Source organism: Capnocytophaga sp. H4358, from assembly GCF_002302515.1.
GTDB lineage: Bacteria > Bacteroidota > Bacteroidia > Flavobacteriales > Flavobacteriaceae > Capnocytophaga > Capnocytophaga canis.
Window position 1 is genome coordinate 67,400 of sequence record NZ_CP022380.1, and the last position, 21,552, is coordinate 88,951.

At 35.2% G+C, this 21,552-nt stretch carries 20 protein-coding genes and 1 pseudogene; 10 read left to right on the forward strand and 11 right to left on the reverse strand.

Annotated elements, in window-relative coordinates:
• The first annotated feature begins 78 nt into the window (after nt 1-78).
• Nucleotides 79-1,089 (forward strand): M28 family metallopeptidase, encoded by a 1,011-nt coding sequence (locus tag CGC49_RS00270; protein ID WP_095911590.1) that lies wholly within the window; start codon nt 79-81, stop codon nt 1,087-1,089.
• A gap of 56 nt (nt 1,090-1,145) precedes the next feature.
• Complete coding sequence (locus CGC49_RS00275; protein ID WP_042009213.1) at nt 1,146-1,670, forward strand: hypothetical protein; 525 nt, start codon at nt 1,146-1,148, stop codon at nt 1,668-1,670.
• A 58-nt stretch (nt 1,671-1,728) separates the two neighbouring features.
• Here the strand turns inward: CGC49_RS00275 and CGC49_RS00280 are convergent, their stop codons facing one another.
• The 10 genes from CGC49_RS00280 to CGC49_RS00325 form a co-directional block, all read right to left on the reverse strand.
• The gene (locus tag CGC49_RS00280) at nt 1,729-2,619 is read right to left on the reverse strand and encodes a hypothetical protein (protein ID WP_095893103.1); all 891 of its coding nucleotides are present in this window, start codon (nt 2,617-2,619) and stop codon (nt 1,729-1,731) included.
• A 126-nt stretch (nt 2,620-2,745) separates the two neighbouring features.
• Nucleotides 2,746-3,456: a DUF4625 domain-containing protein gene (locus CGC49_RS00285; protein WP_095911591.1), complete on the reverse strand. Its 711-nt coding sequence runs from the start codon at nt 3,454-3,456 to the stop codon at nt 2,746-2,748.
• A gap of 30 nt (nt 3,457-3,486) precedes the next feature.
• Nucleotides 3,487-4,161, reverse strand: a complete 675-nt coding sequence (locus CGC49_RS00290) for a hypothetical protein (RefSeq protein WP_147362945.1) — start codon at nt 4,159-4,161, stop codon at nt 3,487-3,489.
• Nucleotides 4,162-4,248: 87 nt separating this feature from the next.
• Entirely contained in the window at nt 4,249-4,437 is a 189-nt protein-coding gene (locus CGC49_RS00295; protein ID WP_095911592.1) for a hypothetical protein, read from the reverse strand.
• A gap of 72 nt (nt 4,438-4,509) precedes the next feature.
• Nucleotides 4,510-6,798, reverse strand: a complete 2,289-nt coding sequence (locus CGC49_RS00300) for a TonB-dependent receptor domain-containing protein (protein ID WP_095911593.1) — start codon at nt 6,796-6,798, stop codon at nt 4,510-4,512.
• 107 nt (nt 6,799-6,905) lie between these two features.
• The gene (locus CGC49_RS00305) at nt 6,906-7,265 is read right to left on the reverse strand and encodes a hypothetical protein (protein ID WP_231549986.1); all 360 of its coding nucleotides are present in this window, start codon (nt 7,263-7,265) and stop codon (nt 6,906-6,908) included.
• Between the two features lie 162 nt (nt 7,266-7,427).
• On the reverse strand, nt 7,428-7,937 hold the full coding sequence (locus tag CGC49_RS00310) for an HAD family hydrolase (protein WP_095893107.1): 510 nt from the start codon (nt 7,935-7,937) through the stop codon (nt 7,428-7,430).
• Complete coding sequence (locus CGC49_RS00315) at nt 7,918-8,691, reverse strand: Rossmann-like and DUF2520 domain-containing protein (protein WP_095911594.1); 774 nt, start codon at nt 8,689-8,691, stop codon at nt 7,918-7,920. The genes CGC49_RS00310 and CGC49_RS00315 overlap by 20 nt, the downstream gene beginning before the upstream one ends.
• A gap of 11 nt (nt 8,692-8,702) precedes the next feature.
• Nucleotides 8,703-9,263: a hypothetical protein gene (locus tag CGC49_RS00320; protein WP_042009192.1), complete on the reverse strand. Its 561-nt coding sequence runs from the start codon at nt 9,261-9,263 to the stop codon at nt 8,703-8,705.
• 174 nt (nt 9,264-9,437) lie between these two features.
• On the reverse strand, nt 9,438-10,988 hold the full coding sequence (locus CGC49_RS00325) for a helicase HerA-like domain-containing protein (protein ID WP_095911595.1): 1,551 nt from the start codon (nt 10,986-10,988) through the stop codon (nt 9,438-9,440).
• Between the two features lie 288 nt (nt 10,989-11,276).
• Between CGC49_RS00325 and gyrA the strand changes: the two genes are divergently transcribed.
• Complete coding sequence (gene gyrA / locus CGC49_RS00330; protein WP_042009187.1) at nt 11,277-13,805, forward strand: DNA gyrase subunit A; 2,529 nt, start codon at nt 11,277-11,279, stop codon at nt 13,803-13,805.
• Between the two features lie 38 nt (nt 13,806-13,843).
• The gene (locus tag CGC49_RS00335; protein WP_095911596.1) at nt 13,844-15,103 is read left to right on the forward strand and encodes a lipopolysaccharide assembly protein LapB; all 1,260 of its coding nucleotides are present in this window, start codon (nt 13,844-13,846) and stop codon (nt 15,101-15,103) included.
• A gap of 108 nt (nt 15,104-15,211) precedes the next feature.
• Here CGC49_RS00335 and CGC49_RS00340 read toward each other — a convergent pair.
• Nucleotides 15,212-16,412 (reverse strand): annotated as a pseudogene (locus CGC49_RS00340) (IS256 family transposase).
• Nucleotides 16,413-16,729: 317 nt separating this feature from the next.
• On the opposite strand from CGC49_RS00340, the gene CGC49_RS11170 reads away from it, so the two are divergent.
• The 6 genes from CGC49_RS11170 (at nt 16,730) to CGC49_RS00365 (ending at nt 21,550) form a co-directional block, all read left to right on the forward strand.
• The gene (locus tag CGC49_RS11170) at nt 16,730-16,906 is read left to right on the forward strand and encodes a hypothetical protein (protein ID WP_157908978.1); all 177 of its coding nucleotides are present in this window, start codon (nt 16,730-16,732) and stop codon (nt 16,904-16,906) included.
• Between the two features lie 193 nt (nt 16,907-17,099).
• A complete protein-coding gene (locus CGC49_RS00345; protein WP_095911597.1) occupies nt 17,100-17,570 on the forward strand; it encodes a hypothetical protein in 471 nt (156 codons plus the stop codon).
• A gap of 947 nt (nt 17,571-18,517) precedes the next feature.
• The gene (locus tag CGC49_RS00350) at nt 18,518-19,489 is read left to right on the forward strand and encodes a leucine-rich repeat domain-containing protein (RefSeq protein ID WP_157908979.1); all 972 of its coding nucleotides are present in this window, start codon (nt 18,518-18,520) and stop codon (nt 19,487-19,489) included.
• A gap of 33 nt (nt 19,490-19,522) precedes the next feature.
• A complete protein-coding gene (locus CGC49_RS00355) occupies nt 19,523-19,870 on the forward strand; it encodes a hypothetical protein (RefSeq protein WP_095911599.1) in 348 nt (115 codons plus the stop codon).
• Between the two features lie 82 nt (nt 19,871-19,952).
• Nucleotides 19,953-21,053: a hypothetical protein gene (locus CGC49_RS00360; protein ID WP_095911600.1), complete on the forward strand. Its 1,101-nt coding sequence runs from the start codon at nt 19,953-19,955 to the stop codon at nt 21,051-21,053.
• Entirely contained in the window at nt 21,053-21,550 is a 498-nt protein-coding gene (locus CGC49_RS00365; protein ID WP_042345063.1) for a 3'-5' exonuclease, read from the forward strand. The genes CGC49_RS00360 and CGC49_RS00365 overlap by 1 nt, the downstream gene beginning before the upstream one ends.
• Nucleotides 21,551-21,552 lie beyond the last annotated feature (2 nt).

The following is a 21,552-nucleotide window of genomic DNA, read 5'->3' on the forward strand; positions in this document are numbered from 1 at the left end:
TTTTCGTTCATAAACAAAAAGTTTGATTTTCAGCATAAGAATCGTTACTTTTGTCCCTTACAAAAAAATCTATAAAAAATGAAAAAAACGTGCATCGCATTTATTTCGATTTTAGCATTCGGGTGTACTGCTCAAAAGGAAATTTCGAATAATTTGAGCAAATTATCAATTGACAGTCAAATCAATGAAATCTCAGAACGACGCTTACGTGAAACCTTGGAAGTCATTGCTTCTGATGAAATGGAAGGGCGTATGACGGGTAGTGAGGGGCAGAAGAAGGCTGCCGACTATATTGTAAAATACTTTGAAAAAGAAGGTATTAACTATCCACCCAAAGCAAAAGGATGGTTTCAAACCGTACCGAAATCATTTATTAAAAATCGTTTTGGGGATTCCGATAACATTTGGGCATTCATTGAAGGAAGCGAAAAACCTGAGGAAATCATCGTTGTATCAGCACATTATGACCACATAGGAACACAAAAAGGTAATATTTTTAACGGAGCTGACGACAATGGTTCTGGAACGGTTGCTGTGATGGAAATTGCAAGGGTATTTAATGAGGCTAAGAAAAAAGGACACGCTCCCAAACGTTCCATACTCTTTTTGTTAGTTACTGCCGAAGAAATTGGGCTTTTTGGTTCAAGCTATTACGCTAAAAATCCATTGTATCCGCTTGAAAATACTGTGGCTAATATTAATATTGATATGATTGGACGTGTCGATGATTTGCATACCGATAACAATTACATTTATGTAATCGGTGCTGACAGACTTAGCTCTGATTTACATAAAATTAATGAGGCTGTAAACAAAAAATATACTCAATTGAACTTAGATTATAAGTACGATGACCGTAACGACCCTTGGCAGATTTACTATCGCTCTGATCACTACAATTTTGCTAAAAACGGAATCCCTTCTGTCTTCTTTTTCAATGGTGTACATCCTGATTATCATCAACCTACAGATACCATTGATAAAATTGACTTTCCTGCAATGACTCAACGAACCAAACTCATTTTTGCTTTGGCATGGGAACTGGCAAATCGTTCGGAGCGAATCAAAGTCGATAGAGATGGGAAATAAATTTTATTATACCACAATAAATTACTACTTTTGCAAACCTTAAAAAAATATTTATAATGAAATACATACAACATCGATATGTCAAAATAATTTTGGCCGTATTAATTTTCGCTTATGCTATCTATCAGTTTACGCAAGGAAATATTGGGAATGGTATCGCTTTAATTTTTTTAGCTGCAATTCCTGTGTTGCTCTACTTCCGTAATGAGTTTTTACTATTGGCGTTTTTCAGATTGCGTAAGCAAGACTTTCAAGGAACTCAAAAATGGCTAAGCAAGATTGTAGACCCTGAGACAGCTTTAATCAGAAAACAACAAGGTTACTACCATTATTTACATGGGATTATTTACTCCCAAATCAATCTTTCTCAGGCTGAAAAATATTTCCGAAAAGCCTTACAATTAGGATTGAATATGAGTTATGATGTAGCCATGGCAAAATTAAGTTTGGCGGGAATTATGATGCAGAAACGCAGAAAACGAGAAGCTCAAGAATTACTAACCGAGGCTAAAAAGCTCGACAAGCAAAACATGATGACGGAGCAAATCAAAATGATGCAACAACAATTGAAGAAGATATAAACAAAGCAAATAGGCTGTCCTTTTCGGACAGCCTATTTTTTATCTGTTTAAAACCATTTTATAAGTGAATTCCTCGGTGGGAATGCCCCTCTTCGTGTTTGTGCCTTGCAATATGGTCTAAATCTTTCTGAATTTCATCTTCCGTAACGCCAAATTCTTTGGCAGCATCTGCCTTGAAAACTGAATCAGGAGACTGTTCTTCGGTGTAAATACGGACAGGAATTCTTACATTTACGTCCGCTTCATAGAATCGACTACCGCTCGGTAATTCATTAAAAGCATACAAGCTTCCATCCTCTTTGAGTTTTGTTTTACCAATGCCCGTGAAATGAGCTAACGTGATTCTCAACATAAAAGTCATGTAGTTTTCCTTAACATAAAAAAATCCCTTTAAACCTATTGGATCATTTTCTGTTGGATTTTTAGCGTCCCACGTTCTTTTCAATAGTTTTACTCCCTTTTCATTGATGTATTTGTCTTCAGGATTAGTGTCACGATAAGTATATTCTAACACCTGATTCATTGTTGGAGTAGGGCGTCCATCTGTAGTTTTAGCTTCTTCCATCATAAAAAAATGTTGATGGATACGAGCTTCTGTATCCGAAATAAATTCACTGTTGATACGTTTTCCTTCAGCATTGTAATGTATTATTTCAACGCCATAGTGTTTTCCTTTTTTTAATCGTACTGGCGCTCCTTCCATATTCAATTTATTTTCCTCAAGGATAAAGGTTATCTTTTGTATTTTTTTTAGATATTTCAGCTCCTTTATTTCTTCATCTCCATAAAATTTATTTCCATGATGGGTGTGTCCTTCAGTAAAAATAACTTCCATCTTAGCTGTTGCCTCGTGTTCTCCTTCTGGATGAGGTTCTGGGGCATTTTTTGAGCAAGACGTTCCTACTATAACCAGAAACGATGCTATGCTAAACTTTAAAAAGTGTTTCATTATTTTTGTATTATATTATGTTATTTTCTTTTTTCAAGATATTTCTAATTGAATATCTTTTCTCTTTTTGTTTGTAAAACTTCGCCAAAACTTTCAGCGTATTTTGACGAAGTTTTTAAAATGTGACTATTTTTTATCAAAATGATCTTCGTATGTAAACTTTTTTCCTACTTGATCAGTAATAGTTACAAAAAAGTGATAGTGACCTTTGGCAAGTGATGATACATTAATATCCTTATTAAGATCATACGAAGTCTTTCCTACCAAATCTTCATCTGTGTAGGTTTCTTCAATACCTCTCACTCGTACATGAATACTGGCTAATTTATTAGGTGCAGAAACCTTTGCCTTAATATTCAGCACGTCATTATCATATGAACTACTTTTTTCAGTAACTATCGGCAAAGAAGGATCACGTTCGATGGTCAAAACATCTTCTACAACGGTTTTATTTCCTTTTGCATCCGTTACGATGATAACTACATCATATGTTCCTTCTTTTGCTCTTTTAGGAACGTCATAATGTTCGTGTAAATTTACTTCTTTATTTCCTGTAAATCCTTTTGTATAAGTTCTGTCTACAAACCAAGAACCTCCTGCTTCTTTTGGAGTGATTTGTACTCGAACACTTTTAATTGTTCCTTCAGCTGTGATGTTAGCTTCCAAATGTAGATCACTTTCTGTATATGCTTTCTTACCATTTTCGTAACCTATTTCAAGGTTTTCTACTTTTGGTTCGGCTACGGGTAAATCTTTATTGTCTTTTTGGCAACTAACAAAAAGTATTTGTAAAGCAATTAAAGTTGTTACTGATAGTATATTTTTTATTTTCTTCATTTTAAATTGATTTTTAGGGTTAATAAATAATTATTTTTGTAGTTCATATTCTCCGAAATAGTATAGTCCTTGATATCTGAAAACTGTAAGAGTATTTCCTACAAAATATCCTATTTCTGAAATTCCTGTATCTTTAAATCGGAAAACACAATTATTAATAAGTTCTAGTTTCTTATTAGGTGTAACAGCATTTACATCAACTCCGGAACCATAATGAGTACCTTTTTCATCAAACTTGTAATGAAAAACAGGACGGAAAGATTCCCCAAACTTATACTCTTCTCCTTTAAAAACTTTTCCGACCAATTGGTTTTCTTCAGGAATAGAAACTAAAGTTGCAGTAGCAGGGTAAACTTTTTTCAAAGCTCGATAGTATGCTGAAGTAACTTGTTTCTTATCATTCAGAGCAAATTTTGCAATTCGATAATTTGAATCACTTTTTATCTCAAAAATAAGACTGTCTTTTGTGAGAGTGTAATTACCAATTAACTCTTGTGAGGAATTTAAAAATACGGCTTTCCCTTTTTCTAAAAAGTTTATCACATATACCGATTTATTCTTATCACCAATGGTACCTGCTATGAAATGTTCCGTTATATCAAACTCTTTTTCTAAATCAGGTTTTTGAAGTTGTTCATCTTTTGTACAAGATGACATAATAATTAAAATAGTTGCTAAAAAACTTATTCTAAATATATTTTTCATTATTTAATCTTTTTTTATTTGTTATTAAATTATTTTTTTTGTCTTTTTACTTTAAATAAACTGTTATCTATATAAAAATTTATTTTTTCAATATATAAAACATATTAAATCATTATATAAATACTTCATCCCTTTAGGGAAATACTTCATCCCTTTAGGGAAATGCTTCATTCCTTTAGGGAAATGCTTCGTCCCTTTAGGGAAATGCTTCATCCCTTTAGGGAAATACTTCATCCCTTTAGGGAAATGTTTCATCTCTTTGGGGAAATGTTTCATCCCTTTAGGGAAATAATTTATTTCATATAATAAATTTTCTCTTGTACATTTTTTGCTTTTAGTTATATCTTACTAAAAAGAATATACTATACGTAATTGAATATTTCTACCTAAATCATGTGCATAGTATCGAAATCTATTCGTGTATTCTTTATATAGTTGGTTCAATATATTTTCAGCAGACATATGTACATCAAGCGATTGATTTCCTAAAGGTAGTTTAACGCCAAAACCAATATCAAATAGGTTATAAGCATCAGGCGTAGAGCTTACCAATTCTTGTGATGGGTCAAAACGAGTTTGTTTATTAACAAATTGATGTTTTGCAGAAAAATATACATTTTTCCAAATGCCTGTGTCAGGTAACTCAAATGAAACTTCTTGTGAAAAACGCTCTGAAGGAATAAACGGAAAGTATCGGCTTGTTTTAATTTCATTAGCGTAAACTACCGAAGTCTTTAAACGATATTTCCATGAAGGTAAAAATTGGTACCCAATTTCCAAATCAGCTCCTCTGAAAAAAGCATCGGATTGCTGATATTGAAAGATAGGAAATACTCCCGAAAATAAAGTTCGCGTTTTTCCTGTTGGAGCATCATAGATGTAATTTTGAATTAACTGAACAAACAAATCAACTTCGGCAGAGAATTTTTCTTTTTGATATTTTACCGAAGTAATCCACTTTCCACCTCTTTCGGATGTAAGTGAACCATCTCCAATATCAAAAGTTCCTGCTCCGTGATGAAGCCCATTACTGTAAAGCTCACTAACATGAGGGGAACGCCAAGCAACTCCTATATTAGATGTTACAGACCAAAAGTCAGTTGGTTTATAACTTCCTCCTATAAGATACGTCAAGTTATTAAATGTACGATTCCCTCCATAACGTTGTCCGAACAATCCGTAACCATCAGCATTCAATGTTTTATAATCATACCGAACTCCTGTTTCTGCTTCCCAACGCTTTTCAACATACTTTTGAATAGCAAAAGCTCCATATCCAACAGAAGCAAAATTAGGAATGACGGGGGTAATTCCCGTACCTGGTTTGTTATAATTCTCTTGACTTAAAGCAGTTAATCCTAACTGACTTTTCCACTTCCCGTACATGTTTTCCCAAGAAATATCAAGCGAGTGAGTTGCTAAGTGCATGTCCAAAGCAGGAATACGACTGCGTTCCAATCGCCGGACACTGTATTCATGTCGGATATTATCTTGGAAAGCATACTGAGCTGTTAATTTACCTCCAAAAGGAAGAAAAACATAAGCTTTTGCCTTTGCCAAATGATGTCTTACCTTTTGTTTTGGAGCATTTACCTCATAGGAAAATGGATAAGTAGTCAAAGGACGACCCACTTGAAAACGCGTTTGCAAATCTTCTAAGTTTCCAATGTGAGAACCATAGAATACACCAGACTCATTATTATATTGACTATAAAAAGCCTCTATTCCCCATAGTTCCTTCTCCCATCCTGTTTCCAGAGAAAAATTTTCTTCACGAACTCCTGTATTATTAAGATAATAATCAGCGGTTTTAATATCCCCAGCACGTTTTAATGTTCCCTGTACTCGCCACGCCCATAGCGGAACCTTTGGAACAGTTCCTTCTAACTTTGCAGAAGTTGTTGTTCGTCGTCCGTTAGATGAAAACGAAGGAGATACTTCTCCATGCAGATTATCTCCATACGGAAGTTTACTTGAGGATAGCAAAATAACTCCTCCCAAAGCATCCGAACCATAACGAACAGCATCCGCACCCTTAACAACAGTTATCCGATTTGCCATTGAAGGATCAATTTCAGGAGCATGATCTGCTCCCCATTGCTGTCCTTCTTGCCGAATACCATTATTAAGTATCAGTACGCGATTGCTATGTAGCCCATGGATTACGGGTTTTGCGATGGTAGCTCCGCTTTGTATCATCGAAACACCTTGCACAGAACTGAGCATTTTGGCAAGTGACTCTCCAGATTGTTTTTCTAAATCATTCTTGGTCAATACTCCCGTGACTGTATTGCGATGTACTCCCTGATAAGAGGAAGATATGATAACCTCCGAGAGTTCATTCAGGCTTTCTATCATGGATATAACCACTAGCGAATTAGTTGTAGGAAAGGTCACTTTACCTTGATACTCCTCAAATCCTAAATACGTAACTCTAATAGGGAATGTTCCTTTTTTTAAGTTAAGTATAGCAACTTCTCCTTCAAGGTTAGTGACGTAATGTTTTCCTAAAAAATGAATTACAGCACCTACCAAAGGTTGTTTTTCTTTACTATCTTCAACTTTCAGATGTAATTTTTCTTGTCCGAAACCAATAGCCATACAGCTGAAAGTCAAAAGATAAAGAATATTTCGCATATAAATCTTTTGATATGTTTGTTTGAAAAAATAGTGTAATGATTCTGTAAGGAAGAATTCTTCCTCAGAACATTATTTAGAATACATCTTCGAAAAAGATGTTCATTTTAAGAGAGTACAACACTCGGTGGAGCTCTGGTTGAAGTGTATAAATGATACGCTATGTAGTTTTTTTCTTGATCTACAAAACGTGTAGAATTGTTTTGTTCAAGTAACGTATAAATAAAGTAAGGTTGCACAAAAAAGTTGTGCAATTGAAAGAAAATACAGTCGATTGGATGCTGGTGCGAGTCCGAGAAGTGAGCTTCATGCTGACACTTTTTGTTGGTAGCGTGTGTACAGATTTCTTCCGCCGAATGATGCTCATGGTGTTCGTGAAAAAATTCCCCTACAGGAAAAGCGACTTTAAGCATACTAACGAGTAGCAAAAAGTTCAACAAGCGGATATGTACATTTTTTTTTCTCAACGCTATATTCAAATAACTTGACCCTGAAATAGGATGTATTAAGATGCGTATTTTTAGGTTTAGTTTTTTATTACATACAATGATTGTAATGGAAATCGTTCCTTACCAGTATTGCAACCCGTTTTTGAAAACGGGTGCAAATATAAGAAAATATTGAAAATCTTAAAACTCCCAATCACCGCGTACTTTGAGTACCTGTGTGATTACATCCCGAACACAACCTTTACCCCCTTCCAAGTGGGAAATATAGTCGGCTACGGCTTTTACTTCAGGAGCAGCATCTTGTGGACAGGTAGCTAATCCAGCGTGTTTCATTGGAGGAATGTCCGGTAAATCGTCTCCCATATAAAGAATTTGTTCCTTTTTTAAGCCTTTGTTTTTTTGGTATTCAAGAAAAGTATCTAATTTTTGGTGTCTTTTCATGAATACATCCGTAATTCCCAAATCTTCAAAACGTTTTTTAGTTCCTTGGTTATTTCCGCCCGTAATGATGCAAATGTTATATCCTTTTTCAATAGCGTATTTCATTACGAAACCATCCTTAACGCTCATGCTTCGAAGTAATTCTCCTTCATTGGTTACTAATACTTGAGCATTGGTTAGTACGCCATCCACATCAAAAACAAATGTGGTTACGTCTTTTAAAAATTCTTTATAACTTTTCTTTTCCATATGTGGTTAATATTGAATTTGTAATTGTTTTGTATATCTCTTTTTCAACTCCATTTAGCATAGCCATGTGATTTTTGATTGTTTGTTGGTCATCGCGTCGGGCAGGTCCCGTTTGGGCTTCTATGGCTGAAATATTTTGTAACTTTTCAAAGGTCTCGGTTAATAAAGGTTTGAGTATTTCGAAGGGAATTTTATGTTCATCGCACAGTTTTTGACCAATCCCTACCAGATGGTTAGTAAAATTATTTACAAAAACTGCTGAAATATGGAGTATTTTTCGTTGAAAACTATTAATTTCATAGATATTTTCAGAAATAGATTCAGCTAAATGGCGTAAAATGTTCAAATCTTCTGCTTTTTTAGCTTCTAAGCATAATGGAATTTTCCTAAAATCTACGGGTTTAGCTTTTGAAAACGATTGTAATGGATAAAAAACACCTTTTCTGTTTTTTTCATTCAGTAAGTCAATGTCCGTATTTCCTGAAGTATGAACCACTAATGAGTTGGTGTAAGGCAACCGTGCTGAAACATCAGCAATCGCATCGTCTTTCACAGCAATGATGGTCAAATCAGTGGGTTTTAATTCGGCGATATGAGTCGTTTTCTTAATTTCAAATTTATCAAAATCAGAAGTGAAGCAACTTCTATTGTAAAGTTGCTTCACTTCCACATCTGTTAATTTCAGGAAAGTATCAACCAAATGAAAAGCTACGTTTCCTCCTCCAATAACTGTAATCGTCAATGTTTTTTTCATCGATTTTTATATTAATATATGCTCCAATCTACCACCATTCGGTCGATTTTAGCATCTTCCTCGATGTCATCTTTGGTTACATCAGATGAAAGTCCAAAATTTTTATTTTTTAAAGCCGATTTATCAAACGTAAAATAAACGTTTTCACCTTTCGGGGTAATTAAAATACTTTTAAAGGTCTGTTCTATTTCAAAATCAGTGTATTTTGATTTAATATCTTTGTAAGTACTTGCCAAAGAGATTCCTTTTTCTGTAGTAAAACGCGGATCTAATATACGTACGCTTTCCACGACTTTTTCATTTGTTTTTCCACTAATAGCAGGTGTAATTTCCAGTAATTCTTTTCCTCCTTTTTCAAAGATTAGAATACGCTCAGTGTTCGCATATCGGAGTTCTCCTTCATAGGTACTGTTCACTAACGAATCCTTAGCATAAATAGAATCTAATTTCTGTACAGCTACATTTTTTTGTAATACACCTACGCTTTCTTTGGTTATTAAATAGGTTTTATTCTCAGAATTACAAGCTATTATTGATAAAGCAATAAACGTTAATCCAATTATTTTTCTCATGTTCTAACTATTGATTTTATGTATTATTTGGTAGTGTTATAAAAAGTATGATGTTAGTTCTGATTGTCAGGCTGAGCGTAGTCGAAGCCCTGTAATTACAAGGCTTCGACTACGCTCAGCCTGACAGAAATATCCACTTTATTAAAGGTATCATACTTTTTACAACACTTCCTATTATTTTTTAATAACTTTATTTAGTATTCCCAACACTCCACGCACAAAAGTAGCACTTGTCACCATTTTCAACAGCGGATTTTGAGCGGTTGAGCGAGTTGTTCGAGATATTTTGCGTGTTGTAGGGGATTGTGATTGACGCGATTGCTGTTTTTCAGCTAACTCACGTTCTTTTTCTTTGGTTGCACTGGCTTGAATTTCAGCTATTTTTTTGTTTAATAACTCGTAAGCACTTTCTCGGTCAATGGTTTCGTTGTATTTTTTAGCTAATTCCGACCGATTTACTAAACTATTTATTTCGGTATCAGAAAGAATATCCATACGACTCATCGGGGCTCTAAGCATGGTAGCAACCAAAGGGGTAGGGATTCCTTTTTCGTTCAAAACTGTCACGAAAGCTTCTCCTGTTCCTAAAGAGGTCAGTACTTCTGCAGTGTTGTAGTATTCTGTGATTGGGTAATTTTCAGCTGTTAATTTGATGGCTTTTCGATCTTTGGCAGTGAAGGCTCTCAGAGCGTGTTGCACTTTCATTCCTAATTGCGAAAGTACAGCATCAGGTACATCTGTTGGATTTTGTGTGCAGAAAATCAAACCGACGCCTTTGGAACGGATTAATTTAACGATATTTTCTAATTGATTCAACAAGGTTTTTGATGCTTCACTGAAAATTAAGTGAGCTTCATCAATAAAAATCACCAATTTAGGTTTTTTAAGGTCTCCTTCCTCTGGGAAAGTTGAGTAGATTTCTGCTAACAAACTGAGCATGAAAGTAGAAAACATCTTTGGACGATCTTGAATGTCTGTCAATCGGATAATATTTACATACCCTTCACCTTTGTTGTTAGTTCTTAGTAAATCAGAGGGTTCAAAACTACGTTCGCCGAAGAATAATTCTCCTCCTTGGTGTTCCAATTCCACTATTTTTCGGAGAATAGCACTTGTTGATGTTTTAGCTATAGCTCCGTATTCTTTTTCAAAATCAGTTTTACCTTCTTCTGTAGCAAATTGGAGTATTTTTTTCAAATCTTTTAAGTCCAACAGCGGGTAATTGTGATCATCACAATACTTAAAGATAACAGCTAACACGCCTTCTTGTACATCGCTCAAATCTAAAATACGGGAAAGTAATACCGACCCGAACTCAGAAACTGTAGCACGTAAACGAACCCCTTTTTGTTCTGAAATGGTTAAAAGCTCCACAGGGAACGATTGATTTTCAAAAGGAAGCCCTATCTTTCTATGACGCTCTGTAATGAAAGATTTTTCTTCACCTGCTTCTGCCAATCCGCTTAAATCACCCTTCAAGTCCATTAAAAGTACAGGAACACCATTTTTGGATAAATTCTCTGCAATGACCTGCAAAGTTTTGGTTTTTCCTGTACCAGTCGCACCTGCGATGAGTCCATGACGATTCAAAGTTTTTAGAGGTAAATTAACTAACAGATTTTCAATGGGTTCTCCATCGAATATCGCACCTCCTAATGTAATGTAGTCGCCCTTACAGGTATATCCCGAAAGGATATGCTCCTTAAAAGATTCTATTTTACTCATTCTTTTTGTTCACAAAGTTACAAGGTAACAAAGGTACAACAAAAAGTGGAAAAAAAGAAAGTTTCATTTCAAAAAAACAGAATTGAAAGCTAATATTATTTTTTAACATCTTGTTTTCTAAAAAAGATGTCAAAAAATATATTTTATATATGATTGATTATAAGTTGTTTAATTTATGTACATTTTTCATATAACAAAAAAAATCTTTTTTTATTAGCCCAGTACAAATATTCTTCGTACATTAGCACGTTAATTGAATACAAAACATAAAAAATAGTAAGAAATAATATGGCAGAAGGAGAAAAACTCATTCCAGTGGACATTGGTGATGAGATGAAATCCGCTTACATTGACTACTCAATGTCGGTAATTGTTTCGCGAGCATTGCCCGATGTGCGTGATGGTTTGAAGCCAGTGCATCGTAGGGTGTTGTTCGGGATGAATGAATTAGGAGTTTTTAGCAATAGTCAACACAAAAAATCAGCAAGGATTGTGGGAGAAGTTCTTGGTAAGTACCACCCCCATGGAGATTCCTCAGTATATGATACTATGGTACGTATGGCTCAAGATTGGAGCTTACGTTACATGCTTGTTGATGGAAAAGGAAACTACGGTTCGGTTGATGGCGATCCTCCTGCGGCAATGCGTTACACAGAGGCTCGTATGCGTAAAATTTCCGAAGATATGTTGGTTGATATTGACAAAGACACGGTCGACCATCAGTATAACTTCGATGATACTTTGTTGGAACCCAAGGTTTTGCCAACGCGTATCCCCAGTTTATTAGTTAATGGATCTTCGGGAATTGCTGTAGGTATGGCAACTAATATGGCTCCTCATAATTTGACGGAAGTCATTGATGGAACGGTAGCCTACATTGAAAATCCTGAAATAGATATTGAAGAGCTAATAAAATATGTCAAAGCTCCTGATTTCCCTACAGGAGGTATCATTTATGGTTATGAAGGCGTTCGAGAGGCATTCAAAACGGGACGTGGTCGAGTTGTTGTACGTGCGAAAACTAATATCGAAGAAGTAAATGGAAAGGAATGCATCATAGTTACCGAAATTCCATATCAGGTCAATAAAGCTGAAATGATTAAAAAAACGGTGGATTTGATCAATGAGAAGAGAATTGAAGGAATTTCTGAGGTGCGAGACGAATCGTCTGGAAGGGGAGGAATGCGTGTTGTTTATGTTTTGAAACGAGATGCTGTAGCTAATGTAGTATTAAATAATTTATTCAAACATACTGCTCTTCAAACATCGTTCAGTGTAAATAACATTGCTTTAGTTGACGGTCGTCCACAATTGTTAAATTTGAAGGATTTAATTCACTATTTTGTGGAACACCGCTATGATGTGGTTTATCGCAGAACTCAGTTCGAACTGAAAAAAGCACAGGAAAGAGCACATATTTTAGAAGGATTAATCATTGCTTCTGATAACATTGACGAGGTAATTGCCATTATCCGTTCGTCGGAAAATGCGAACGAAGCTCGTACCAGATTGATGGAGCGTTTTGAATTATCTGAGATTCAATCACGAGCCATTGTTGAGATGCGTTTGCGTCAGCTAACAGGTCTGGAGCAAGATAAGTTGCGTATTGAATATGAGGAGGTTATGGCTCTTATTAAAGATTTGGAAGACATCATCGCACGGAAAGAGCGTCGTACTGAAATTATCAAAGAAGAATTGCTTGAGGTGAAGGCAAAATATGGTGATGAACGTCGTTCACAAATTGAATATGCAGGAGGAGAGTTTAGTGTTGAGGATATGATTCCTGATGAAACAATGGTCATCACAATTACACATGCTGGATACATTAAACGTACATCGTTGAACGAATACAAAACCCAAAATAGGGGAGGTGTGGGGCAGAAAGCGTCCAATACGCGTGACCAAGATTTCTTAGAACATCTGTTCGTAAGCTCGAATCACCAATACATGTTGTTCTTTACCCAAAAAGGAAAATGTTTTTGGATGCGCGTGTATGAAATTCCTGAAGGAACAAAAACATCGAAAGGAAGAGCCATTCAAAATCTTATCAATATTGAACAAGATGATAAGGTTAAAGCCTTTATCAGCGTAAAAGATTTGAAAGATGAGGAATACATCAATAACAACTTTTTGATTATGGCGACAAAACAAGGAATCGTCAAGAAAACGTTATTGGAGGAGTACTCCCGTCCACGTCAAAATGGAATAAACGCTATTACCATTAAAGATGGTGATGAGTTGTTAGAAGCAAAACTTACTTCAGGAAAAAGTCAACTAATGTTGGCAGTGAAATCAGGACGAGCTATTCGTTTCGAAGAGGAAAAAGTACGTGCAGTAGGACGTAACTCACAAGGGGTTCGAGGTATTGATTTGGACGTGGAAACAGACGAAGTAGTTGGAATGATCGCTATTGAAAATCCGCAGGAAGAAACCGTTTTGGTGGTTTCAGAAAACGGCTACGGAAAACGTTCTTACATTGATGAACCTGAAACTGGAGAAGCAGTTTACCGAATTACCAATCGAGGAGGAAAAGGAGTAAAAACCATTTCAATCACTGAAAAAACAGGTAACTTAGTGGCTATTAAGAGTGTACTTAGTGGTGAAGATTTGATGATTATTAACAAATCCGGAATAGCTATCCGTTTACCAATAGACGATTTACGAATTATGGGACGTGCAACACAAGGGGTTAGGCTCATCAATATTAAAGGAAATGACTCTATAGCAGCTGTTGCGAAAGTTATGAAGGAGGATGAGCAGGAATCTTCAACGGATGAAAATCAAGAAAATGGTACAGAAATTGAGAGTACAGAATAGAAACAAAAAAATATTGTAGAATTAATTACCAGAAACAAATGAAAAAACCATTAGTGATAGCAGCTGCTTTATTAGTTTCGGCAACTGCATTTGGACAGAAAAAAGAACTCAGAGAAGTTGAAAAGCTAATCAAAAAAGGAGATTTAGCAGGAGCAAAAACGATGCTTTCTCAGGTGAAAAGCATAGCCTCAAGTGGTGATTTTGCGGCTCAATACTATTTTTTAGAAGGGACAGTAGGTTTGGAAAATGCAAAGAAAAATGCTAATTTACTTGCCTCATTGAAAGATGCTTCACAAGCATTTGCCAAAGTGAGAGAAATAGAGGGAGGAAAAGGGAAATTTACAGCTCAACTACCTGCTTTAAGTGAAGTAGCCGCTAAAATTGCATCGAATAAAGGGCAAGAAGCGTACACAAAGCAAGATTTCAAAACTGCTACTACAGCTTTTGAACAGGTATACCGATTTAGCCCAAGGGATACTGTAAACCTGTATTATGCGGCTTCAATGGCTGTCCAAGATAAAGATTATGATTTGGCTTTGCAATATTACAAAGAGTTAAAAGACATGAACTACGATGGTTCAGAGGTTCTTTACTACGCAAAAGACAAGCAGTCAGGAGAGGAACAGTTATTTGGAAGCAAAAATCAACGAGATTTGATGGTTAAAGGAGGAACGCACACGAATCCAAGAACCGAGAAAACCCCATCAAAACGCGCTGAAATCGTAAAAAATATCGCTTACATTTATGTAGAGCAAGGTAAAAACGATGAAGCATTACAAGCTTTTGAAGAAGCTCGTAAGAGATTTCCAAACGATGCCAACATCGTGGTACAAGAGGCGATGATTTATTTCCAATTGGATAATAAAGATAAATTTAAAGAATTGATGCAAGAAGCTATCAGAATTGAACCTAATAATCCTGATTTGCATTACAACATAGGAGTAATCAATTTACAACAAAATAATGTAGTTGAAGCTCGTAAATCATTTGAGGAAGCATTAAGACTAAAACCAGACTATGCAGCAGCTGCGTTAAACATCTCAACATCATACATTACTCAGGGTAATGCCTTGATTGAGGAGATGAATGCTTTGGGTAACTCAAAAGCAGATGTTAAAAAATACGAAGAATTGAGAGTGAAAAAAGATGATTTCTTCAAAAAAGGAGCAGATGTTTTGGAAGATTATGTAAAAAAACAAGGTAATACTAAGGATATTTTAGAGCAATTGAAAAGTATCTATGGTGCCTTAGGGGATCACAGCAATTTCCAAAGAATTAAATCTTTATTAGGAGAGTAGTCATTGATTGTCTCAAACGAAGTTAAAGAAAGTTGTCCACAATATTGGGCAACTTTTTTTGGACACTATCCCTCTAAGTGTGTAAGTTAAAAAGTTGGGGTTAAGTTTTTATAGTTTGAGTCTTTGTGCAAATATAAGCATAAATTGGTTCAAGACAATCCCCCAATTTTGGATAGGCATACTCCACTTTTTGGTAGCTTCTCTCAAAGCCAAGAAAACGGACTTTTGCACAGCTTCGTCTGTTGGGAAAGACAGCTTGTTTTTGGTGTATTTCCGAATCTTACCATTCAGATTCTCAATAAGATTGGTTGTGTAAATAATTTTTCTTATCTCTAACGGAAAATCGAAAAATACGGTCAATTCGTCCCAATTGTCATACCAAGATTTGATAGCATAGCCGTATTTTGACTCCCATTTTTGGGCAAAATCTTCCAAAGCAACCTTGGCAGCTTCCTTGTTAGGGGCAGTATAAATGTGTTTCATATCGGCTGTAAATTCTTTTCTGTCTTTGTAAACCACATACTTACAAGCATTCCTAATCTGATGAACCACACATATTTGCGTTTGTGATTGGGGAAAAACCGTGCGAATGGTTTGCGTAAATCCGTTTAAATTATCGGTGGCAGTAATGAGAATATCTTCCACTCCACGAGCCTTTAAATCAGTGAGAACGCTCATCCAAAAGGCGGAACTTTCATTCTTTCCGAGCCACATTCCTAAAACTTCCTTTTTTCCCTCTCGATTCAAGCCCACAGCAAGGTAAATGGTTTTGTTGACAACTTTTGAGTTCTCACGAACTTTAAAAACGATGCCGTCCATCCAAACAATGAGATACAGCTCGTCCAATGGGCGGTTTGCCAAGAGACCATTTCATTGGTAACCGCATTGGTAATCCTTGATATTGTGGAAGTTGATACTTCAAAGCCGTACATTTCTTGGATTTGTTCTTCGATGTCGCTCACGCTCATTCCTTTGGCATAGAACGATACGATGATGTTTTCCAAACCATCGATAACGTTCTTGCGTTTAGGACTAACATTGGGTTAAAACTACCGTCTCTATCCCTAGGAACTTGGATTTGTTCTTCGCCAAAGGAAGTTTTTATCTTCTTGGAAGTGTGTCCGTTACGATAATTTCCATCTTTAGTTTTGTCGTGTTTTTCGTTGTCCAAGTGAACGTCGAGTTCGGCATTGAGCATATGTTCCACCGCTTTTTTGTGGAGCTCTTTAAAGAAACCTGTCAAGTCCTCAGCAGTCTTAAATGACTTGTAAAATTCTTTGCTGTTGAGCAATTCTTCCTTGTTAATCATATCTGTTTAAATTATGGGTCAAAAATAGTTAAAAAGTTATTTCCGAAATTTTTTTTGAGCTTTTAAGGGCTCAAAAAATTTCAGAATAACTTTTCAACTTACACAGATTATGGGATACTCCTTTTTTTTGTATGGTAGTTTTTTTTTTTTATCTTTTCACCTTTGTACAATGAATTGACTTTTATTAAACTTAAAAAAATACTTATTTGGGTGTTATGTGAAAATCACAAAATATTTTAACATTTAAATCTATTCAGATATGAAAAATTAGCATATATTTGCAACCTGATACAAAGCATTTAACTACTCAAAACTTTATGAATTTCATTACAAAATACTTGCATAACTCATTGAATTTCTGTATATTTGCATTGCAAATTGATATGGAAAACGCAACGCAACGCAACGCAACGCAACGCAACGCAACGCAACGCAACGCAACGCAACGCAACGCAACGCAACGCAACGCAACGCCTTTCTTATGCTTTAACTAAAAGCTCCTTCGTGTGTGTATATACTTTTTCTGCATATATACAACATTTCATAACTTATTTTTTACAACATAATACAAATTTGCTAACAATATATAGCAAACAGACCGATTATGGGCATATGGCTCGTAATCGGTTTTTTGCATTTTTGTGTAAATTGGGAAAATAGAAATTTTAACTATAAAACTTTAATACGATGACAGACAAAAATTTAGCCAGTGTAGTTTTTACTGCCGAAGAATTACAAAAGTTAGATGAAGCCTTGCAAAACATTGAAAATGTGCTAAAAGGAAAAACATTTAACCTTACTCCTGATGAACGTAGACAGTACGGAAGCATTGCTGAGCAAAACAAACTTTTTGTAAATAAGTGCAAAGAGTTTATGGAGCAATATCCTCAGTTTGTGCCTTCTTTTTTGGATAAGGAGGAATTTGACCGCGATTATCAAGCTCGTCAGCAAATTGAAACTCGCCTTATTCGTCTTAAAACTATTACAGAACAACTTTCGGATACCAAAGTATTGCTCGATAATGACAATTATTTCAATTCGATAACCTTTTACCGAAATGTCAAATTTTTAAGCGGACAAAACGTTCCAGGTATTAAAACCCTATATGAGCAATTAAAACAGTTCTTTAAAGGCGGACGAAAGAAAACAGACGCATAACAATTCCCTTTTAAAGTAAGCCACAAAAGTTATTCAATGGAACAAAAGGATATTGAATAAATAGTTGAGTTTTCAGAGGTAATGTAAAAATTATGATACCTTAAAAAAAAGAAGTGTTTTTGTCAGGCTGAGCGTAGTCGAAGCCCTGTAATTACAAGGCTTCGTCACATACTCCGTCTTCACGGATTTTGCTCAGCCTGACAATCGGAACTTTCATCATACTTTTTATAACACGACCGAGTTTTCTAAATTCCCCCTTTAAAGGGGTAGGGGGATGCTAAAAATGTATAGAATATAGCAAACAAGCTATTAAATAGGTTTTATAACTATATTTAATAGATATCATCAGGGTATTGAATGCTTTTTATCAATGTATTTAATAGGCTTTCAAATAGTATTAAATACGTTGTTTCAGTGTATAAAATATATTTCCGAAGGGTATTTTATACGTTTCTGAGACGTATTTTTAGAGGTTGAAAACCTATTTAGTGCTTTAAGATAATGAATAATCGTTCATTGAAAAATTATTATTTGTTCATTTAAAAAGGCGTAACCCGAAAAGCCTGTAATAGAGTAGGGGAGTTTTAAAATAATATAAAATGAATTTAGCGACAATTCTGTTACTTATTTTAGCTTTTTTAGTAGTTATACCCATTATATCGTTTTACCAAAAAGCTGTAAAAAGAAGCAAAGAAGGTAAAATGGTTGTTTTTGCAAATATGTGGGACTTTGCTTTGGTTATACTGTCTTGCATATTACTAATACTGTTTTTTTTGAGTGACTTATTATTTGATAAAAATACAATTATAAAATTTTGTCTTTTAGCCCTTTCTGCTTCTTGTTTTACCACAAGTATCGTTTGGTCATTCCTTATAAACCTTAATACAAAATATGGAATTTATTCAGCTTTAACAAAAATACTAACAATAATTTTAGTTATACATATTATGCTACTCTTTGGACACTATGGTAATAAACGGCAAACAACCAAAAAAGTAAAAAAAGATGGGAAATGGACAGATGTCCCTTTAACCAAGGAAGAGCAAAGGAAAGCAGACAAAAAATATCAAGAAGAGGAAGAAAAATATCGTCAAGAATATGCTAAAAACAAAGCGGTGCTTTTGAGTATTATCGGGGGTACAGTACTTTTTAAAGCCGCTTTGGAAAGCCACAATGCCAATCAGGAAAAAACAAAGCAAATGATAGAAAACGGAAAAACAAAACGATTAGTATTCACTTTTTTAACTACATTTTTATTGGTTTTCGGATATAGCTACCTGAATGCAATACCAGTTCAAGATGAAACATCTGTTGGAGAGACAACGCCTAAAACTGAAATACACGCTCAGTCGGAGTATCAATTGAGTTCAGACGGATTAGTCTCAGAAAAACAACTAAATACAGAATCTACTTATGTTAAAGATGCAACACCTGTTAAAAATTTAACACCTAAAACTGAAATACACGCCCAGTCGGATTATCAATTGAGTTCAGACGGATTGGTGTTAGAAAAATGGCTAAACACAGAATCTACTTATGTAGATATGGCGGGAGATGTTGTGTTGAGTAAAATAACCAAAATAGGAGAAGATGCTTTTCAGGGTTTGGAAAATCTTGAAACCATTAAGTTTTCGGACAAATTGAAATATATAGGAGAGGATGCTTTCGATAATTGTATTAAACTAACAGCAGTTACAATTCCTGAAAATGTTACTCTTATTGGGGGCGGTGCTTTTGACGTTTGTCATAATTTGAAAACAATCATCTTTAAAGGTAATCGTACGGAGTTGGAACACGACGTTTTTCATAGGTCTTTATTAGAGGCGATTTACGTTCCTGCCGAGAGTATCGAATGGTACAAAACATCAGAATATTTGAAATATTATGATGAAGAAGGTATCATAAAACCCATAAAATAACCGAATTAGTAACCAAATAAAATCAAATATAAAATGGCAAAAATGATTCATTATGGAAGCGAAATGCTTCGTATCAACGAGGGAAAAGGAAGTATTGAATATTCTACCAATGACGGCAGAACTTGGAGTTCTCGTTACACGGGGTCTTCCGCAGGAGATTTTTTTGATTTGTGTCCGTATGGCGATGAACTTTTGGCGGTAACCTCCAAAGGAATTTACTACTCTACCAACGGAGGCAGAACTTGGAGTGCTCGCTACACGGGGTCTTCTGCGGGTGAAATAGAATCATTAAAAGATAATGGTTCGGAATTGTTGGCAACTACAAGCAAAGGATTGTATTACTCTAAAAATGCAGGTAGAACGTGGAGTAAACGAAGCTAAACAAACCTTAAAAGTAGCAGATAAATTTATCTGCTACTTTTATTAAATAACATTTTATAAATCAAGATAAAAAGAATAGAATATGAACAATAAAAACCTTTGGATATACGGAATTATTGGATTCAGTATATTATTTTTAGGAGGAGCTATTTTATTTAAAATTTTTGAAATGGAATCGCTGCCTTCACAGTTTTACGGGGCGTTAATCGGGGTGGTAATTACGGCAATTATCACGGTATTTTTGCTACAAGGGCAAACTGCCAATGAAGAAAAAAGAGAACGAAACCTAAAAGTTTTTGAAAAAAAACAAGAGGTTTATCACGATTTCTTGGAAAAATTAAAAGATATTATTCAAGACGGAGAAATCACTCTTTCAAACTCTGAAAGCAATATTGACGAGCTTAAAGATTTAATTTTTCAGCTCGGATACATTCAAATGCACACCTCACCGGAGAATACCGACAAGATTTTTGAGCGTGTTTCCAAACTCATTCAACTGATGAATGATTTTAGTACCGACAAAGACAAACAAAGCAAATTGCCCAAATTTTACTCGCAACTTTGTGAAGAAGTCTTCGGAATTATTTCCATTCTGAAAAGCGATTTGTACACCAGCGAAGCTACATCAATCAACGTAAAAAGAATTGAGGAGCTCTTACGAGAATGTGATTTATTTATTGAAAATGAGGGTTTTAATAAATACGAATTGCAAAATTATTTTTGGAACGAATTGCAAAAACAACTCAAAAATAAAGGATATGAAATTATTCCAAAAGACTTTACTCAAGATGTAAATGAATTTTATGCAAGAGCCAGAAACCGCCATCGTTGGTTTGGTTTTTGGTTTCCAGTTTATTCCACCAAGGAAGGAAAAACGCTTAATTTCTGCGTAGAGCTGGAAAATTCTTATTACTACGGATTTATAAAATCGCAACCTAACGAAAAAAACGAAGTTATTTTAGATGTCGTTCAACAGACCTCTACCAATTTTAAAGAAACTGCCAATTGGTTTGGCTACAAACTCGCTGACCGTAACAATTTGGATTTTTGGAAACTCAACTCATCTGAGTTTGAACGTTTAAAACACCCACGCAAAAGGGAAGAACTCATTGCGGAGATTGTCAACGAAATGGATATGTACATTACTAAATTTCAGCAAATAGCAAAACAAAATAATGTGTGATGAAATCATTTGTTGCCATTGATTTTGAAACAGCTAATCAGCACCGAAGTAGCGTATGTAGTATGGGGTTGGTTTTTGTAGAAAACGCCCAAATTGTAGGTGAATTTTACCAACTGATAAAACCAATTCCCAATTTTTACTGCCAATGGGCGACCGATATTCACGGAATTCATTATTGGGATACGCTGCAATCGGCTGAGTTTCCCGAAGTTTGGGAAAGGATTGCCAATCGGATAAAAAACTTGCCTTTCGTTGCACATAATAGTAGTTTTGATGAAAGCTGCTTGAGAGCAGTTTTGTCAGCTTATCAACTTCCCGTTCATCAAAATCCGTTTTTTTGTACGTATCGAGAAGCAAAAAAGCTTTTTCCTGAACTTCCAAATCATCAGTTACATACCGTTTCAAGTTATTTAGGATTCGAACTTAATAATCATCATAACGCATTGGCAGATGCACAAGCTTGTGCTTACATCGCTACGAAAATGTTTAATAATTAAAA

Coding starts and splice junctions, on each gene's coding strand:
- CGC49_RS00280 (WP_095893103.1), bottom strand. CDS start 2,619: ATGAAACACTTTTTAAAGTTTAGCATAGCATCGTTTCTGGTTATAGTA.
- CGC49_RS00295 (WP_095911592.1), bottom strand. CDS start 4,437: ATGAAACATTTCCCCAAAGAGATGAAACATTTCCCTAAAGGGATGAAG.
- CGC49_RS00335 (WP_095911596.1), top strand. CDS start 13,844: ATGAAAAAACCATTAGTGATAGCAGCTGCTTTATTAGTTTCGGCAACT.
- CGC49_RS00275 (WP_042009213.1), top strand. CDS start 1,146: ATGAAATACATACAACATCGATATGTCAAAATAATTTTGGCCGTATTA.
- CGC49_RS00270 (WP_095911590.1), top strand. CDS start 79: ATGAAAAAAACGTGCATCGCATTTATTTCGATTTTAGCATTCGGGTGT.
- CGC49_RS00285 (WP_095911591.1), bottom strand. CDS start 3,456: ATGAAGAAAATAAAAAATATACTATCAGTAACAACTTTAATTGCTTTA.
- CGC49_RS00345 (WP_095911597.1), top strand. CDS start 17,100: ATGACAGACAAAAATTTAGCCAGTGTAGTTTTTACTGCCGAAGAATTA.
- CGC49_RS00325 (WP_095911595.1), bottom strand. CDS start 10,988: ATGAGTAAAATAGAATCTTTTAAGGAGCATATCCTTTCGGGATATACC.
- CGC49_RS00360 (WP_095911600.1), top strand. CDS start 19,953: ATGAACAATAAAAACCTTTGGATATACGGAATTATTGGATTCAGTATA.
- CGC49_RS00365 (WP_042345063.1), top strand. CDS start 21,053: ATGAAATCATTTGTTGCCATTGATTTTGAAACAGCTAATCAGCACCGA.
- gyrA (WP_042009187.1), top strand. CDS start 11,277: ATGGCAGAAGGAGAAAAACTCATTCCAGTGGACATTGGTGATGAGATG.
- CGC49_RS00290 (WP_147362945.1), bottom strand. CDS start 4,161: ATGAAAAATATATTTAGAATAAGTTTTTTAGCAACTATTTTAATTATT.
- CGC49_RS00310 (WP_095893107.1), bottom strand. CDS start 7,937: ATGGAAAAGAAAAGTTATAAAGAATTTTTAAAAGACGTAACCACATTT.
- CGC49_RS11170 (WP_157908978.1), top strand. CDS start 16,730: ATGAATTTCATTACAAAATACTTGCATAACTCATTGAATTTCTGTATA.
- CGC49_RS00350 (WP_157908979.1), top strand. CDS start 18,518: ATGCTACTCTTTGGACACTATGGTAATAAACGGCAAACAACCAAAAAA.
- CGC49_RS00355 (WP_095911599.1), top strand. CDS start 19,523: ATGGCAAAAATGATTCATTATGGAAGCGAAATGCTTCGTATCAACGAG.
- CGC49_RS00320 (WP_042009192.1), bottom strand. CDS start 9,263: ATGAGAAAAATAATTGGATTAACGTTTATTGCTTTATCAATAATAGCT.
- CGC49_RS00300 (WP_095911593.1), bottom strand. CDS start 6,798: ATGCGAAATATTCTTTATCTTTTGACTTTCAGCTGTATGGCTATTGGT.
- CGC49_RS00315 (WP_095911594.1), bottom strand. CDS start 8,691: ATGAAAAAAACATTGACGATTACAGTTATTGGAGGAGGAAACGTAGCT.